Below are 15,491 nucleotides of genomic sequence, written 5' to 3' on the forward strand. Positions count from 1 at the left end.
ACGCCGCGGCGCTGTCATCTACAGTTCGGAACAACGTGGAACAACGCGAGCGCTACATGCCGTACACCGCATCAAAGTCCCCCACCAGGCACCGCCCTGGCTTTAGCATCAGCTTTCGGCATCCGTGCCGCACCGACTCGAAGGGCAAGCCTGGCCTGAAGGTTCGGCGCGGGCTCGGCACGACGGACGCGGCAGAGGCGGACCTGCTCATCGCCGAGATGAATCAGCTGCTGGCCGATGAAAGCTGGTGGAATGCGAGCCGATACAACGACGCCCTGCTGTCCTTCCACCGTGTGGTCGTTGAAGCCTTCTACGACGGCCTGCAAGCGAGCGTTGCCAACCCGACCATGCTTCGGGACAGCATCATTCCGCTGCCCGGGCGTGCGGAGGGGTATGCCCGGGTGCTGTTTGTCGGCACCACCGGCGCGGGCAAGACCTCGCTACTGCGGCACCTGATCGGCTCCAACCCCGACGAGGACCGCTTCCCTTCGACGTCGACGGCAAAGACAACGGTCTCGGACATCGAGGTGATCCCGGACGACGGCCCATATCACGCCGCTGTCACGTTCTTCTCTGAGCACGCGATCCGGGCGAACGTCGAGGATTGCGTGGTCGCGGCGTGCTCGGCTGTATGGGATGCCATGGGTGATGACAAGGTGGCTGACAAGCTGCTCCATCACGCTGATCAGCGCTTCCGCTTGAGCTACCTGTTGGGCGCCTGGAAGACTGCGCATGACGCCGCAGGTGACGACGATTGGGACTTCGGCGGCGGGGACAGCCAATCGGTCGCCCCCGTCAGCGATGACAGGGAGTCAGTGCCGCCCGAGGATGCAGCAGCATTGCAGGCCAAGCTGGTGGACTTTGTCCGGCGCGCGAAGGCTATCGCCTATGCAAAGGCCACAGCGATCAAAGCCGAGCTGCTGCCTGACCCCGCGACCGCACAGGTGGAAGACCTGCAAGCAGCACTGGAGATCTTCCAGAGCGAGCTACTCGACGATGAATCTTTCCGCGACCTGGTGCTCGACATCATGGAAGACATCCAGCTGCGCTTTGATCGCCTGGAGGTCGGCACCCTCACCCGGCGCGGCAAGGCAGCAAGCTGGCCTGAGCTATGGACCTACGAGACAGCCGATCGTGATGATTTCCTGCGGCAGGTGCGGTGGTTCTCCAGCAACTACGCACCTGCCTTCGGTCGGCTACTGACCCCGCTGGTGGATGGCATCCGCGTGCGCGGGCCTCTGTACCCGACGTTTACCGATCGCCGGGCGAAGGTCATCTATCTGGACGGCCAAGGTCTGGGGCACACGCCGGATTCGTCAAGCAGTGTGACCACGCATGTGACCCAGCGTTTCGCCGACGTCGATACCATCATGCTGGTCGACAATGCCGAGCAACCCATACAAGCTGCGGCGCAGGCCGTACTCCGCGCTGTCGCAGCCAGTGGTAACTACGGCAAGCTGGCCATCGCGTTCACGCACTTCGACCAGGTCAAGGGCTTGAACTTGCCAGGCTTCGCGGCCAAGCGCGCCCATGTCCTCGCTTCGATCTACAACTACCTGGCGCGGCTGGGGGAGGTGCTCAATGGACCGATCGTTACGGCGATGGAGCGTACCATCGATTCCCAGTGCTTCATGCTGGGTGGGCTCGACGCCGCGTCCGAAAAGCTGCCCGGCGGCGTGCGCACTCAACTTGAGCTGCTGCTTGACCAGTTCGCGCGCTCCATCGCCCCGCCCGTGCTTCCCGACGCCAAGCCGTCATATGACCCGTCGGGCCTGGGCTTCGCCGTGCAGCGGGCGGCTGACAGCTTCCAGCGTGTCTGGAAGTACAGGCTGGGCTTTGCCCACAGCGCCGAGGTCAACACTGAGCATTGGACACGGGTCAAGGCGCTGAACCGACGCATCGCGAATGAGCTGGACGTCGAGTACGATTCCCTGCGCCCGGTTGCCGACTTCGTTGGCCGCATTACTGAGGAAGTCTCGAACTTCCTCGATCACCCGGTGTATTGGACGCGCACGCCCAAGGATGACACCGAGGCCCAAGAGGCCATTGCGCCGATCCGGCAGGCCGTCTTCCGTGAACTGCACTCGCTGGCGGTGGCGCGGCTGGTGGACGAGCACCTGGCCGACTGGCGGCGCGGCAACGACCACAAGGGCAAGGGCTCGGCAACCCGCCGTGCCGTGGACATCAGAGGAATCTATGAACTGGCCGCGCCGGTCCCAGGCACCGTTAACTCTGAACCGGCCCTTGACTTCATGAAGGCCGTGCGCGGCATCGTTCGAACGGCGATCGAAGCGCAGGGTGGCGAGATGAAGAGCCTGTAGCAGAGGGCTACAGCAAGCTAGATCAATTGAAGTAAATCGACAAGTACAAGAGCGTCATGGACCAATCTCAACTCAAGTGGATCGCCGACTTCATCTGGAACATCGCCGATGATCGTCTGCGTGACGTGTACGTGCGCGGCAAGTATCGCGACGTGATCCTGCCCTTCATAGTGCTGCGGCGCCTCGACGCCATGCTGGAGAACACCAAGCAGGCTGTGCTGGCGCGCAAGAAACTGCTGGACTCAGCCGACGTAGCCAACCAGGACGGTGCCTTGCGCATGGCCGCCGGCCAAGCCTTCTACAACACGTCGGAATCCACGCTCAGCACGCTGAAGGCGATCACCTCTGAGCAGCGCCTGCGCGACTCGTTCGTTGCCTATCTGAATGGCTTCTCGCCCAACGTGCAGGAGATCCTCACCAAGTTCAAGTTTCGCGACCAGATCCAGACCCTGGTCGAAGCCAACATCCTAGGCTACCTGATCAGCGACTTCCTGGATGATGATATCAACCTGTCGCCCGTGCCGATCAATGACGAAGACGGCGAAGTCCGATTGCCGGCGCTGGACAACCACGGCATGGGCACCGTGTTCGAGGAACTGATCCGCCGCTTCAACGAAGAGAATAACGAAGAGGCCGGTGAGCATTTCACCCCGCGCGACGTGGTGGGACTGATGGCCAAGCTGCTGTTCCTGCCCGTGGCGGACAAGATCGAGTCCAGCACCTACTCGCTGTACGACGGCAGCTGTGGAACCGGCGGCATGCTGACGGTGGCGGAAGACGTGCTGCAATCCCTGGCCAAGGACCACGGCAAGCAGGTGTCAATCCACCTGTTCGGCCAGGAGATCAACCCTGAGACCTACGCCATCTGCAAGGCCGACCTGCTGCTGAAGGGCGAAGGCGAGGAGGCGGAGAACATTGTGGGCGGCGCTGACAAGTCCACACTGAGTGCCGACCAGTTCCCGTCCAAGGAGTTTGACTTCATGCTGTCGAACCCGCCTTATGGCAAGAGCTGGAAGACAGATTTGGATCGGATGGGCGGCAAAAAGGAGTTCAGCGATCCGCGCTTCATTGTGCAGCACGACGGCGACCCGGAATTCAAGCTGATCACGCGCTCCAGTGATGGGCAACTGATGTTCCTGGTGAACAAGCTGCAGAAGATGAAGCGGGCCAGCCCGCTTGGCAGTCGCATCGCGTTGGTGCACAACGGCTCTGCTCTGTTCACCGGCGATGCGGGCCAGGGTGAGAGCAACATTCGCCGCTGGGTGATTGAGAACGACTGGCTGGAAGCCATCATCGCCCTGCCACTGAACATCTTCTACAACACCGGCATCGCCACCTACATCTGGGTGCTGACTAACCGCAAGGCCGAGCACCGCCGGGGCAAGGTGCAACTGATCGACGCCAGCCAATGGTTCCAGCCGCTGCGCCGCAACCTGGGCAAGAAGAATTGTGAGATGTCGGCCGAAGACATCAACCGCATCATGACCCACTACCTGGCCGCGCCGCCGGCTGATGATGTTCCGGCGGTGCCGGGGTGCAAATGGTTCGATAACGCTGACTTCGGCTACTGGAAGATCACTGTGGAGCGCCCCCAGCGGCTAAAGAGCCAGCTGACCAAGCGCACCATTGACGGCCTGCGCTTTGCGTCAGGCGACGAGGCTCTCCGCGCCGAGATGTACGCCCGTTGGGGCGACAGCGTCTACATCGAGCTGGACAAGGTCAAGCCCGAGGTGGAGGCCTGGCTGAAGGGTGATGAAGGCGAGGATGGCGACGACGCTGACAGTGAAGAGGATGATGCTAAGCCCGTCAAAAAGGCTGTGCCGGAGAAGCGCCGCAAGAAGCTGCTGGACCCGAGTACCTGGTTGCGTGACAAGCAAATGATCGAACTGGCTCGCCTGGCCCAACAGGAGCTAGTGTAGTGTTGCATTCTGTTTGGAACTTAAGCGGCGGTTGGCGCGAATGACCTTCTGCAGGATGTCGCGAGCGCTCTTGGTCCAGATGAACGGCTTGGGGTTGGTGTTGTGGTGAGCGATGTACTCGTTAATGGCGGCGACCAGTTCCGGCACGCTGGTGAATACGCCGCGGCGAAGTCGCTCGGTTGTGATGTCGCGAAAGAACCGCTCGACCATGTTCAGCCATGATGCCGAGGTGGGCGTGAAGTGCATGTTGAATCGCGGATGCTTGGCCAGCCAGTCCTGCACCGCAGGATGCTTGTGCGTGGCGTAGTTGTCGGCGATCAGATGCAGCGTTTTGTCCTTGGGCGTCTCGCGGTCGATCTTGCGCAGGAACGTCAACCACTCGGTATGGCGGTGGCGCTGCTGGCACTGGGCGATGACCTGGCCATCGAGCACGTTGAGCGCGGCAAACAGCGTGGTCGTGCCGTTGCGCTTGTAGTCGTGAGTCATGGTGGCCGCGCGCCCATTCTTCAGCGGCAGCCCGGGCTGTGTGCGATCCAGCGCCTGCACCTGGCTCTTCTCATCGCAGCACAGCACAAGCGCGTGCTCGGGTGGCGACATGTAGAGGCCCACGATGTCTTCAAGCTTCTCGACGAACTTCGGATCGCGCGAGACCTTGAAGCCGCGCACGATGTGCGGCTTCAACCCGTGGGCGTGCCAATGGCGCATGACGGTGCTGGCGCTCACGCCCAACTCGGCGGCCATCTTGCGCGTGCTCCAGTGCGTGGCCGCTTCGGGCTGGCTCTGGGTGGTCAGCGTCACGAGGCGAGAGACGTCCACCTTGACCGGCGGCGCGCCACGTGGACGGTCGCGCTCAATGCCCGCCAGCCGCGATTGGGCATAGCGCTCGCGCCAGCGCGAGACCTGCACCCGGCCCACGCTCAGTTGCGCGGCAATGTCCTTGCTCTGCATCCCCTCAGCCGCAAGCAGCACGATGTGCGCACGCTGTACCAGCCTCACACTGGTCAGCTTCGAACGAACCAGTCTCGTCAATTCGGCGCGCTCTTCGTCGGTCAGCACAATCTCAGGGGCAACTCGCATTCACTCTCTCCACTCTGCCTCATAGTGGAACCTTGGAGGCATGCGAATATTATACGTTCATTCAAGAGTGCAACACTACACTAGGTGATGGTGTCTTCGACGACTACAACGTATTCCGCACGCGGTTTGACGCCGCAATGAAGAAACATGAAAAGAAAGTTGCCGCACCCGAGAAGAAGACCGTCTTAAAGGCGGTGAGCTGGCGTGATGAGGCCGCTCCGCCGGTGATCGCCAAGCGCACCAAGCTGAAGGCCAATGAGCACTTCGAGCCGGGCCACGACGGCGCTTATCTAGAGCAGGTGGGCAAGGATCGCTACATGGTGGAATACGAGCCCGACACAGAGCTCCGCGACACTGAGCAGGTGCCCCTGAAAGAAGATGGAGGCATTGAGGCCTTCTTCGAGCGCGAGGTGCTTCCACATGCGCCGGATGCCTGGATTGCGATGGACGCGACCAAAATCGGTTACGAAATCTCCTTCGCTCGGTACTTCTACAAGCCTGCACCGCTGCGCACGCTGGATCAGATCCGTCGCGACATCGTTGCAATGGAGCGGCAGACCGAGGGTCTGCTGAAGAAGGTTGTGGGAGCCGCCTGATGTCGATGGCCCGACCCTACCCCGTCTACCAAGCTTCTGGTCTGCCTTGGGTGCCGCAGATCCCTCAAGGCTGGCAGGTGCAACGCAATGGCCGATTGTTCGCACACCGAGTGCAGACTGGCTTCCCCGACCTTCCGATCCTGGAGGTGTCGTTGCGCACCGGTGTTCGAGTCCGCGACATGGAGAACCTCAAGCGCAAGCAGGTGATGAGTCAGAAGGAGAAGTATAAGCGCGCTGCCAAGGGCGACATCGCCTACAACATGATGCGCATGTGGCAGGGCGCCGTCGGGCCTGCTCCTGTGGATGGTCTTGTCAGCCCGGCCTATGTGGTGGTCCACCCATTCTCCGAGGCGAATAGCACCTACTACAGCTACCTGTACCGCACCCAAGCCTACATGCGAGAGGTGAACAAGTTCTCGCGCGGCATCGTGTCCGACCGCAACCGCTTGTATTGGGACAACTTCAAGCAGATGCCGGTGCTCGTGCCACCGAAGGATGAGCAAGATCAGATCGCAGCCTACTTGTGGGCGTTCGACGCCCGAGTTGGGCGACTGATCAAGTCGAAACGGAAGACGCTTGAACTGCTTGCCGAGCAGCGGCTTGTCCTGACAGAGGAGGCAATCGCGGCAAGTGACACGCAGGCCGCACGGCTCGACACCCTAGTGTCCATGCTAAGGCAGCCGATCGCGCGGCAAGCTTCGGCAAGCTATGTGCCGATCGGGATGTTCAATAGAGGCAGGGGAATCTTCCATAAGGCCCCGACCCTGGGGGCGGAACTTGGTGACTCTATCTTTTTCCACATCGAGAAGGGCGACCTTGTTCTCAGTGGGCAGTTCGCCTGGGAAGGCGCTGTGGCTTTGGCCCGTGAAGAAGATGACGGTTGTGTAGCTTCCCATCGATATCCGATCTTCAAGGTCAATGCGAGCGAGGTGGTTCCGCCATACCTTCTGTCGTTCTTCATGACTGGCCTTGGTGACCTGCTGCTGAATCAGCATTCACGAGGTGCCGCGGGGAGGAATCGACCGCTCAACCCTCGAACGCTATTGAAGGAAAAGGTGCCGGTTCCGTCCATGCCACTGCAGCGAGAGATCGCCGACGCTTGGGTGATGGAGCAGGCTGTACGGCGGGAGACGGACCGCGAGATTGTGCTGATCAAGGAGTACCGTGATCGCGTGGTTGCCGATGTCGTCACAGGTCAACTGGACGTGCGTGGCTGGGTGCCGGGACCCGACGATCTGACGGCCGAAGAAGATCTGGCTGCGCTCGGCGATGATGAATCAACAGAAACCAACGGGGACGACGCGGATGGCGACGACTGACATCTCAGAAAAGGGCTTGGAAGCCCTGATTGTCCGACACCTGACCGGGCAACCACTGGCTGCCGCGACGCCGACCAACGCCGCTCAATCAGGTATTGGTAGCTACACTGTCGGCGGCTATGTGCAGGGGCAGCCTGGCGACTACAACCGGGACGTGGCGCTGGACGTGGTGCGGTTGTTGGCCTTCCTGAAGACCACCCAGCCCAAACAGGTGGATGCGCTGGGGCTGGCTGAGGAAGGCATCAAGCGCACCCAATTCCTGCACCGGCTGCAAGGCGAGATCGCCAAGCGGGGGGTGGTCGACGTGCTGCGCAAGGGTGTGAACCATGGTCCGGCGCATGTGGACCTCTACAAGGTGCTGCCCACGCCCGCTGATCCGGCCTCGCTCGAGAACTTCGCCAAGAACATCTTCAGCGTCACCCGCCAGCTGCACTACAGCAACGACGAGACCCAGCGCTCGCTGGACTTGGTGATCTTCATCAACGGCCTGCCGCTGATCACTTTCGAGCTGAAGAATTCGCTTACCAAGCAGACCGTGCAGGATGCGGTGGTGCAGTATCAGACCACGCGCAACCCGCATGAGCTGCTGTTCCAACTTGGGCGTTGCATCGTGCACTTCGCGGTGGACGATGCCGAGGTGCGCTTTTGCACCCACTTGACGGGGAAGGGCTCGTGGTTCCTGCCATTCAACCAGGGTTGGAACAGCGGTGCCGGCAATCCGCCCAACCCGGACGGCCTGAAGACCGACTACCTTTGGAAACGCGTGCTGGCCAAGGAGTCGTTGGCCAACATTATCGAGAACTTCGCGCAGATCATCGAAGAAGAGGATGAGCGCGGCAAGAAGAAGCGCAAGCAGGTGTTCCCGCGCTTCCACCAGCTGCGATCGGTTCGGGCGCTGCTGCGGGCCTCACGCGAAGAGGGTGTGGGGCGCAAGTACCTGATTCAGCACTCTGCTGGCAGCGGCAAGAGCAACACCATCGCCTGGCTGGCCCATCAACTGGTGGAGCTGAAGACGGCTGCTGATCGGAAGGTGAGCCAGTTCGATTCGGTGGTGGTGATCACCGACCGAAGGGCGCTCGATACGCAGATCAGCCGAACCATCAAGAGCTACGACCATGTGGCCGCGATCTTCGGCCACTCGGACAGCGCAGAAGAGCTGCGCGGCTTCCTGCAAAAGAGTAAGAAGATCATCGTCACCACGGTTCAGAAGTTCCCGTTCATTCTGGATGAACTGGGCGGCATGGGGGGCAAGAAGTTTGCGCTGCTGATCGACGAGGCCCACTCCAGCCAGGGCGGCAAGACGACCGCCAAGATGCATCTGGCCTTGTCCTCTGCACCGGGCGATGACGAGGACGATGAGGAATCGATCGAGGATGCAGTGAATCGGCTGATCGAATCCCGCAAGATGCTGGCAAACGCCAGCTATTTCGCCTTCACTGCCACGCCGAAGAACAGGACCCTCGAACTATTCGGCGAGCGCTACCAAGAGGGAGACAAGGTCGTCTTCCGCGCTCGGTCAGAGCTGACCTATACCACCAAGCAGGCGATCGAAGAGGGCTTCATCCTCGACGTGATGAAGAACTACACACCGGTGGCGAGCTTCTACCAGGTAGCCAAGACGGTCGCTGACGATCCGGCCTTCGACAAGGCCAAGGCACTGAAGAAGATTAGAGCCTACGTGGAATCGCACGAGAGCGCGATTCGCAAGAAGGCCGAAATCATGGTGGACCACTTCGTGGTCCAAGTGGCCGGCATGCGCAAGATTGGTGGTCAAGCACGAGCCATGATCGTCTGCCAGGGCATCGCGCGTGCGGTCGACTACTACCACGCCGTGTCGGCGTACCTCCAGGAAGTAAAGAGCCCGTTCAAGGCGATCGTGGCCTACTCAGGCGAGCATGACGTGGCTGGCGTCAAGAAGACAGAAGCTGACCTGAACGGGTTCCCGAGCAAGGACATTCCGGCCCGGCTGAAGCAGGACCCATATCGCTTCCTCATTGTGGCCAACAAGTTTGTCACTGGCTTCGATGAGCCGCTGCTGCACACGATGTACGTCGACAAGCCGTTAGCCGGCGTGCTAGCGGTGCAGACGCTGTCGCGTTTGAACCGTGCGCACCCGCAGAAGTACGACACGTTCGTGATGGACTTCGCCGACAACACCGAGGCGGTAAAAAAGGCTTTCCAGGATTACTATCGCGCTACTGTCCAGGTTGGGGAGACCGATGCCGACAAATTGCACGACCTGAAGAGCGATCTCGACGGGCATCAGGTCTATGCGTGGCAGCAGGTCGAAGACCTAGTTGCTCTGTTCCTAAAGGGCGCGGATCGGGACAAGCTCGATCCGATCCTGGACGCCTGCGTGGCGGTCTACAAGGAAGATCTGAACGAGAGCCTGCAGGTTGAGTTCAAGGGCAAGGCCAAATCCTTCGTACGCAATTACGGCTTCCTGGGAGCGATCCTTCCCTACGGTCATCCCGCTTGGGAAAAGCTCTCGACCTTTCTGAACTTCCTAATCCCCAAGCTGCCGGCTCCCAAGGAGGAGGATCTGTCCAAGGGAGTGCTGGAAACCATCGACATGGACAGCTACCGACCAGAGGTCAATGCGATGCTGGCTATGACCATGGATGAGATCGATGGCGTGCTGGAACCGGCGCCCACGGCTAGCGGGGGGGTGCTGGGCGAACCTGAGGTGGACAAACTGTCCAATATTGTGCGCACCTTCAACGATCTGTTCGGCAACATCGATTGGAAGGATGCAGACATGATCCGTAAGGTCATCGCGGAGGAGATCCCGGCAAAGGTGGCGCAGGACACGGCATATCAGAATGCCCAGCAAAACTCGGACAAGCAGAATGCCAAGCTGGAGCATGACAAGGCCTTGGGGCGCGTCGTGCTTGAACTATTGGCGGACCACACCGAACTCTTCAAGCAGTTCAGCGACAACCCGAGCTTCAAGCGCTGGCTGACGGACTCGGTGTTTGATGCGACATATCACCCTAGAGAAAAGGGAAGTGATCGTCGTCTGATTGACGCTCGATCGAGGGCGGAATCTGTAGTCCGAAGCCAGTTTGGCGACTCTGCGATCTGGACGCGAGCTGTCGAAGTAGTTTTTTCGGTCTTGGGGCGGCAAGTGATGCAGGGTGCCAAGACTCCCGACTTGGTTCAAAGCGCGCTGAAATCAGAGGTTCCTCTCAAGACTGTATTGATGCCTGTTCTCAACTTGCTGTCGGCAGATGATGTCGGAATTTTGCGTCGAGAAATCCACGGGGATAGCGGCCCCGTGACCATGCAAGAAGTGCGTCATGCAGCACAACTGGTCGCAGCAGATGCTGATCCAGATGCGTGGCAGGACCGCTTTGTCGTGCGATGGGCCTTGGGATCGGCGATTGACCAAGGAGCCAGTCATGCAGATTAGCCTTCGGATGCTCATTGACTGGTTCCCAGCTCTGAAGGGCATCCTGCTGGCCGACACTGATGCTGACTTCGATACATACTTGGAGCGGCACATTGAGCAGTGCGTGAGGGGCATGGAGGCTGAGGCACACCACCTGTCGTCCGATAGCGAAGAAAAGCTCTCGGCCTTCCTGGCTGCCGCACTACGCCATCCGGGCCTCAGCGTGACACGTGAGAACTACAGCAACGGGCGCGTTGATCTGACAATTCGGCAGGAGGGAATGGTCGGGGGACAGGAGCGCTTGGCGGAAGCGAAGATTTACGATGGTCCGGCGTATCACGCGGCAGCGTTGGAGCAGTTGGTCGGGCGGTACTCGACTGGCCGACTGCCGACGGGGTATGTAATCGAATACTTCAAGAAGCGCGGGATCACCAACTTGGTCGCCAGCCTCCGTCGACATGCCGATGAGAATCTTCCTGTTGATCAGCATGGCCCAACAAATGACCACAAAATGAAGTGGGCATACGAAACACTGCATCTGCATTCCAGCGAGGAGTTGCTCCGCGTAGTTCACGTGAATGTGAACTTGCATCGACCAACCCGCGTCTAGACGCGTGCGGGGCGAGCCGAAGAGATCCGGAATGCGTTTGTGGCAGAGACGAGATCCAAGCGATTACTCTATATCAGCTATTTCGTGGTAATACAGCGGAAAGTCGCGGCGAATGCCTTGGAAGGACGGTGGAGAAACGGATGACGTCACATGACGCCATCCGTTCAGCGCTCAACTATTTCTTCGGCCACTTCTGCTCAAGAAACGCATTCAGCTTTTCCCGCAAAATCGGCTTTCGCCCAGGGTATTCTGCGATCGCTTTCAGAATAATGTCCCGGTTAGATGCGTCGACCTTGTAGTTGTGATCCTTGAGGAATTTATCAATGAAATACTCGACTTCCCATTCCTCGGTCGTGGAAACAAAAATCCTATCGAGATGGCCGCGATAGTGCTTGTTGTCTTTGGACGACCACGTTCCCGTGATGAGCGTCATGTTTACCTCCGTCGTTTCGCCTATTTACTCATAAGTCAGAAATATAGCGGACAGATGGATGCCTGAAGAACGAGCGTACGAGCTTCGGATTGCGTCCAATTTGTGCAAGCTGTTCGTGAATTCGCGGGCCCAGTTTTTCGCCTTTTTGCAAAGGGCGCCGCGCGACGCCGTTGCGCTTGACGTGACTCCATACCAACTCATCTGGATTGAGGTCAGGGGCGTAACCGGGCAGGAAATGCAAGGTCAATTTGCCCTGCGTGCTGACAACGTAGTCCTTGACGATGGTCTTCTTGTGCGCTGGCAATCCGTCGACGATCAGATGTACCGCCTTCTTTCGGTTGAACATCAGCTTCTTGAGCAGCGTGACGAACAACTCGCCGCTGAGCCCGCCTTCATACGTTGCAAACCAGAAGGCACCCTTCGAACTGACGGCGGACGCCGCGCTCATGCTTTGCCGCTGGCCCGGCCGCTCGACAACGGGCGTTTCTCCGCGCGGCGCCCACGTCTTGCCATGCACCGAGTCAGCTCGAAAGCCCGATTCGTCCCAGAAGAAGATATCCGCCTTCTGCTCACGAGCCTGCCTGGCAATGGCCGGAAACGTGTCGCGCCGCCAGCGATCGATCGCCTCCGGATCGCGCTGGTAAGCGCGCTGCAGCGGCTTTTGCGGCGTCAGGTTCAGGCGTGCCAGCATCGCGCCGATCGAGGCCAGACTCAGCGTCACGCCGAATTTTATCTGCACCAGTTCGCGAACCAGATTGCGCGTCCACAGCCCGAAATCGAACCCATACTGCATCGGATTCTTGCCATTGATCCATCGCAGCACCCGCTGCTCCTGCGCAAGCGTGAGCGTGCGCGGGCGACCCGTGCCCTTGGTCGAGCGCAGCGCTCGTACACCACGGCCATGCGCCTGGGCGCGAATCTTGTATGCCCACGACCGATTCATTCCGAACGACGCCGCGACATCATCCGGATGGTCCCCCTCGGCCATGCGTTGCACCGCCAGGATGCGCATTTCTTCAAGCGTGTTGTGAGCCAGACTGCGGCCGTCCCGTTTCATGAGCGTGCCTCTCAATGACTATCGCTCAAGCATAGACTATATGTCCGCTAAATTTCTGACTTATGAGTAATACCAAGCATTAGACTTGGTTGCCTATGGCATACGACTTCGTCGTGGATTTCATGCGCACTCCATACCATTGTTTGTTAGTTCTTTAAGCTGTGCCTTATTGGTCCACGATAGAATAACAAGGCACAAAGCCACTTCGATTACTGCTCTTTCTTGGGTCGACCGCCCCTTGCGCGAGTCTTCGTGCTCGACGCTTTTGGCTCATCAGGTGCCTCGATAGCCGACGGATGCTCATCACGCTTCGCATTTTTCAACGATGCAAGCCTCCCCGCTCGCTGTGCTTCATCGCGCTTCGCCTCGGTCCTCGCCGCCTCTTGAAACTGCGCGGTAGGCAATTGCATCATTCCATGTGAGCTTCGCGAAGTCAGATTCGCGACCATCTCTCTCATGGAGCCGTACAGCATGGAATAGCCGGTATGGCGAACGGCGCGAAACATCTCCTCTGGCTTACTATCGAATTCCGATCCTTCGACAGTCATAAAAGCTTGAGCTGCGATGTGGAAATAATACGGCGGACAAACCTCTTTCGCCTGGTCTTCCTTATTTAAAGACAGCTCAAATTTAAGCGCAAAATTCTTAGGAGATTCCAACTCTTCGTCACGAAATAGGAGAGCTGATTTGCGCCGAAACATCGATCCAGTAAAATCAAAACTAAGTTGCGGTGCGTAGCAATCTTCTTTGGGTGAGAATTTTTCATTGGCTTCAATAGAAATTTGAGTGAACTCAAGTCTATTAAGCGTAAGCGGCGCGGCTTTCATTTAGGAAATCCTGTCCAGAGATCTTCTCTTCCACTGCTTTGTTTTGGTCGAGCGCTCGTCTCATTGATAGATATGTTCGAAAATCGACCACAGAGCCGGTGAATGCCGATGTTTCATTATTCTCGATCCGCATCATATTGCTCGCCGAGGGAGGGGACGACTCCTCGGCACAAACCTCAGAATGGTCTTCAACAGCGGCGGAAGCCACATCCTCACCATAGGAAATCGAAAGCTTTTCTCCAATCGCTTCCGCCAAAAGGTGCAGCGTATCCAACTGGAGATTCTTGTCACCTTTCAAAAGCCGCGAGATGTTTGCCTCAGAAACACCCAACCGCTCTGCGAGATCGACATTCTTGATTCCCTTCCGGTGCATAATCTGTCGCACTTGCATCACGGGAGCCAACCGGCGGGTCGCCTTCCAAATCGATGCATTCCTGAGAATGATGCTTGCGAGTTCGGAATTTGATTTCATGACTAAGGACCTTGGCAAAACTCAATGGAATCCGAGTCGTCCACAATTCTTTTGATTGCTGCTTCTGCGCGATTCTTGACGGCTCTCGGGGTGGTCTGATCTTTCTTGTGATGTGCTTCTAACAAGACAATGATCCTGGGCTTGCCCAGCGTATAAAAATATATGCGGTCTTTCTTACCGAGTTTCAATTCCCAAAGGCGTTCTCGATTGCCTCGGTACTTGAAGGCGTGCGCTTCTTTGCACTGAACCGCTAACTGGGTCAGGGCGGCGTGAAAGTCGCCTTGTTTGATGGCAGAGAAGAGTGCGAACAACATCGCCACATAGTTACCAACCTTCTCATCATCGTCAACCTCCGCCTCAATACTGCGAGAGAAGTCTGTGCCGCCAAAGGGTTCGCAATTTTTCGTGAGGACTGCGACCTTCCATAGGGCAGGAGGAGCCTTCGCGGGAGCCTCCGCGGGATTGAGATCCCCCGGCATAAGTGCGGAATAGTCTACCTCGCGTAGGTGCATGTGTTGGAGATTAACTTATAGATTAAGTTTGTGCAATGGAAATTTGGCCTCGTTCACCTGGTGCTGGGCAATCCTCAAGCAACAAAACAAGCAGGCAAAGGCACGGTCGCGGGTGCCTCTGCGTGGAGGAATTTAGTGATGTGGCGCTTGCTGCGCAACCACCCATTCGGAGTATGTGCCTCACCTATTTCTTGGGGCTTCTTGGGACACAGGTTCATCGGCCGCAACTTCCCCCCGGGGACGCGGACTTCCTGGGGGAGGCGTAGTTTCGACGCCCCCAGAGAGTGAGCCACAGAAATACCTTGGCGTGCACTTTGGTCGTAGAGCCGCTATTCTGCTGCAATAAGGAGGAAACATGGCAACGAAACTCTCCCGGTACATCATGAGCGAGCAGTTCCAAGAGAACGCGCGCCGCGGCATTGCTGAGGCCGTGGCCAGGACGCGTGCTGCGGGGTTGATTCCGGCTGGCGACCCGCGCATCAAGCCAGCGACCATGCCGCCGATAGTCACAGTCATCCCGGCGCCGAAACCCTTGAAGAAGGCCGGCTGAGGATAGGGATATTGATGGCGGGCGTGGACCACACCCGCAATCTTGACTATGAAGCCTTCTCTAGCCCTCGCTTCCCACCGCGAGGCTATCCGGCGCGTGGTGGAGTCCCACCGCGCTCGCAACCCTCGGGTTTTCGGGTCGGTCGTCCACGGCAACGACACCGACGGTAGCGACCTTGACCTCCTGATCGACCCGACTCCGGATACGACGTTGTTCGATATCGGCGCGATCCGGCATGAGTTACTTCAACTGCTTGACGTGCCGGTCGACGTGCTGACCCCGAGGGCGCTGCCCGAGAAGGTCAGGGCGATTGTGCTTGCAGAGGCCGTGCCAGTATGAGCAGTGTCGCTAAGGAATCTGAGACCGGATCGTGTTAATGGGGCCGGAAAAAGCAAGCTGGGCCCTGC

Annotated in this window: 14 protein-coding genes; 8 read left to right on the top strand and 6 right to left on the bottom strand. The window is 58.7% G+C overall.

Going from position 1 to position 15,491, the window contains the following annotated elements; all coding sequences use genetic code 11:
* Positions 1–35: 35 nt before the first annotated feature.
* The gene (locus ACZY0R_RS31520) at positions 36–2,321 is read left to right on the top strand and encodes a hypothetical protein (protein ID WP_488863945.1); all 2,286 of its coding nucleotides are present in this window, start codon (positions 36–38) and stop codon (positions 2,319–2,321) included.
* Between the two features lie 56 nt (positions 2,322–2,377).
* Positions 2,378–4,240, top strand: a complete 1,863-nt coding sequence (locus ACZY0R_RS31525; RefSeq protein ID WP_488863947.1) for a type I restriction-modification system subunit M — start codon at positions 2,378–2,380, stop codon at positions 4,238–4,240.
* On the opposite strand, the gene ACZY0R_RS31530 is transcribed toward ACZY0R_RS31525, so the two are convergent.
* Complete coding sequence (locus ACZY0R_RS31530) at positions 4,232–5,317, bottom strand: IS630 family transposase (RefSeq protein WP_488857529.1); 1,086 nt, start codon at positions 5,315–5,317, stop codon at positions 4,232–4,234. The genes ACZY0R_RS31525 and ACZY0R_RS31530 overlap by 9 nt on opposite strands.
* A 137-nt stretch (positions 5,318–5,454) precedes the next feature.
* On the opposite strand from ACZY0R_RS31530, the gene ACZY0R_RS31535 reads away from it, so the two are divergent.
* Genes ACZY0R_RS31535 through ACZY0R_RS31550 form a run of 4 tightly spaced genes read left to right on the top strand, consistent with a single transcriptional unit; the run spans position 5,455 to position 11,233 of the window.
* The gene (locus tag ACZY0R_RS31535) at positions 5,455–5,913 is read left to right on the top strand and encodes a hypothetical protein (RefSeq protein WP_488863949.1); all 459 of its coding nucleotides are present in this window, start codon (positions 5,455–5,457) and stop codon (positions 5,911–5,913) included.
* Positions 5,913–7,232 carry a restriction endonuclease subunit S gene (locus ACZY0R_RS31540; protein ID WP_488863951.1) on the top strand — a complete coding sequence of 440 codons (1,320 nt, stop codon included), beginning with the start codon at positions 5,913–5,915 and terminating at the stop codon, positions 7,230–7,232. The genes ACZY0R_RS31535 and ACZY0R_RS31540 overlap by 1 nt, the downstream gene beginning before the upstream one ends.
* Positions 7,233–7,248: 16 nt before the next feature.
* A complete protein-coding gene (locus ACZY0R_RS31545; RefSeq protein WP_488863953.1) occupies positions 7,249–10,644 on the top strand; it encodes a type I restriction endonuclease subunit R in 3,396 nt (1,131 codons plus the stop codon).
* Positions 10,634–11,233, top strand: a complete 600-nt coding sequence (locus ACZY0R_RS31550; RefSeq protein WP_488863955.1) for a hypothetical protein — start codon at positions 10,634–10,636, stop codon at positions 11,231–11,233. Before ACZY0R_RS31545 ends, ACZY0R_RS31550 begins: the two co-directional genes overlap by 11 nt.
* Positions 11,234–11,408: 175 nt before the next feature.
* Here ACZY0R_RS31550 and ACZY0R_RS31555 read toward each other — a convergent pair whose 3' ends face one another.
* The 5 genes from ACZY0R_RS31555 to ACZY0R_RS31575 all read right to left on the bottom strand — a co-directional run bounded on the left by ACZY0R_RS31555 (position 11,409) and on the right by ACZY0R_RS31575 (position 14,534).
* A complete protein-coding gene (locus ACZY0R_RS31555) occupies positions 11,409–11,666 on the bottom strand; it encodes a hypothetical protein (protein WP_488863957.1) in 258 nt (85 codons plus the stop codon).
* 28 nt (positions 11,667–11,694) lie between these two features.
* Entirely contained in the window at positions 11,695–12,723 is a 1,029-nt protein-coding gene (locus tag ACZY0R_RS31560) for an IS630 family transposase (RefSeq protein WP_488857245.1), read from the bottom strand.
* A 209-nt stretch (positions 12,724–12,932) separates the two neighbouring features.
* Entirely contained in the window at positions 12,933–13,550 is a 618-nt protein-coding gene (locus ACZY0R_RS31565) for a hypothetical protein (RefSeq protein ID WP_488863959.1), read from the bottom strand.
* A complete protein-coding gene (locus ACZY0R_RS31570) occupies positions 13,525–14,022 on the bottom strand; it encodes a helix-turn-helix domain-containing protein (protein ID WP_488863961.1) in 498 nt (165 codons plus the stop codon). Before ACZY0R_RS31570 ends, ACZY0R_RS31565 begins: the two co-directional genes overlap by 26 nt.
* 2 nt (positions 14,023–14,024) lie before the next feature.
* Complete coding sequence (locus ACZY0R_RS31575; RefSeq protein WP_488863963.1) at positions 14,025–14,534, bottom strand: type II toxin-antitoxin system RelE/ParE family toxin; 510 nt, start codon at positions 14,532–14,534, stop codon at positions 14,025–14,027.
* A 355-nt stretch (positions 14,535–14,889) separates the two neighbouring features.
* Here ACZY0R_RS31575 and ACZY0R_RS31580 point away from each other — a divergent pair, with 355 nt between their 5' ends.
* Together ACZY0R_RS31580 and ACZY0R_RS31585 are read left to right on the top strand one after the other, a co-directional pair.
* Positions 14,890–15,084: a hypothetical protein gene (locus ACZY0R_RS31580; RefSeq protein WP_488863965.1), complete on the top strand. Its 195-nt coding sequence runs from the start codon at positions 14,890–14,892 to the stop codon at positions 15,082–15,084.
* A 48-nt stretch (positions 15,085–15,132) separates the two neighbouring features.
* Positions 15,133–15,423 (top strand): nucleotidyltransferase family protein, encoded by a 291-nt coding sequence (locus ACZY0R_RS31585; protein WP_488863966.1) that lies wholly within the window; start codon positions 15,133–15,135, stop codon positions 15,421–15,423.
* The last annotated feature ends 68 nt before the right edge of the window (positions 15,424–15,491 follow it).

This window comes from Cupriavidus sp. F041 (assembly GCF_057814235.1).

Coding starts and splice junctions, on each gene's coding strand:
- ACZY0R_RS31580 (WP_488863965.1), top strand. CDS start 14,890: ATGGCAACGAAACTCTCCCGGTACATCATGAGCGAGCAGTTCCAAGAG.
- ACZY0R_RS31560 (WP_488857245.1), bottom strand. CDS start 12,723: ATGAAACGGGACGGCCGCAGTCTGGCTCACAACACGCTTGAAGAAATG.
- ACZY0R_RS31530 (WP_488857529.1), bottom strand. CDS start 5,317: ATGCGAGTTGCCCCTGAGATTGTGCTGACCGACGAAGAGCGCGCCGAA.
- ACZY0R_RS31585 (WP_488863966.1), top strand. CDS start 15,133: ATGAAGCCTTCTCTAGCCCTCGCTTCCCACCGCGAGGCTATCCGGCGC.
- ACZY0R_RS31540 (WP_488863951.1), top strand. CDS start 5,913: ATGTCGATGGCCCGACCCTACCCCGTCTACCAAGCTTCTGGTCTGCCT.
- ACZY0R_RS31575 (WP_488863963.1), bottom strand. CDS start 14,534: ATGCACCTACGCGAGGTAGACTATTCCGCACTTATGCCGGGGGATCTC.
- ACZY0R_RS31525 (WP_488863947.1), top strand. CDS start 2,378: ATGGACCAATCTCAACTCAAGTGGATCGCCGACTTCATCTGGAACATC.
- ACZY0R_RS31550 (WP_488863955.1), top strand. CDS start 10,634: ATGCAGATTAGCCTTCGGATGCTCATTGACTGGTTCCCAGCTCTGAAG.
- ACZY0R_RS31535 (WP_488863949.1), top strand. CDS start 5,455: ATGAAGAAACATGAAAAGAAAGTTGCCGCACCCGAGAAGAAGACCGTC.
- ACZY0R_RS31555 (WP_488863957.1), bottom strand. CDS start 11,666: ATGACGCTCATCACGGGAACGTGGTCGTCCAAAGACAACAAGCACTAT.
- ACZY0R_RS31565 (WP_488863959.1), bottom strand. CDS start 13,550: ATGAAAGCCGCGCCGCTTACGCTTAATAGACTTGAGTTCACTCAAATT.
- ACZY0R_RS31570 (WP_488863961.1), bottom strand. CDS start 14,022: ATGAAATCAAATTCCGAACTCGCAAGCATCATTCTCAGGAATGCATCG.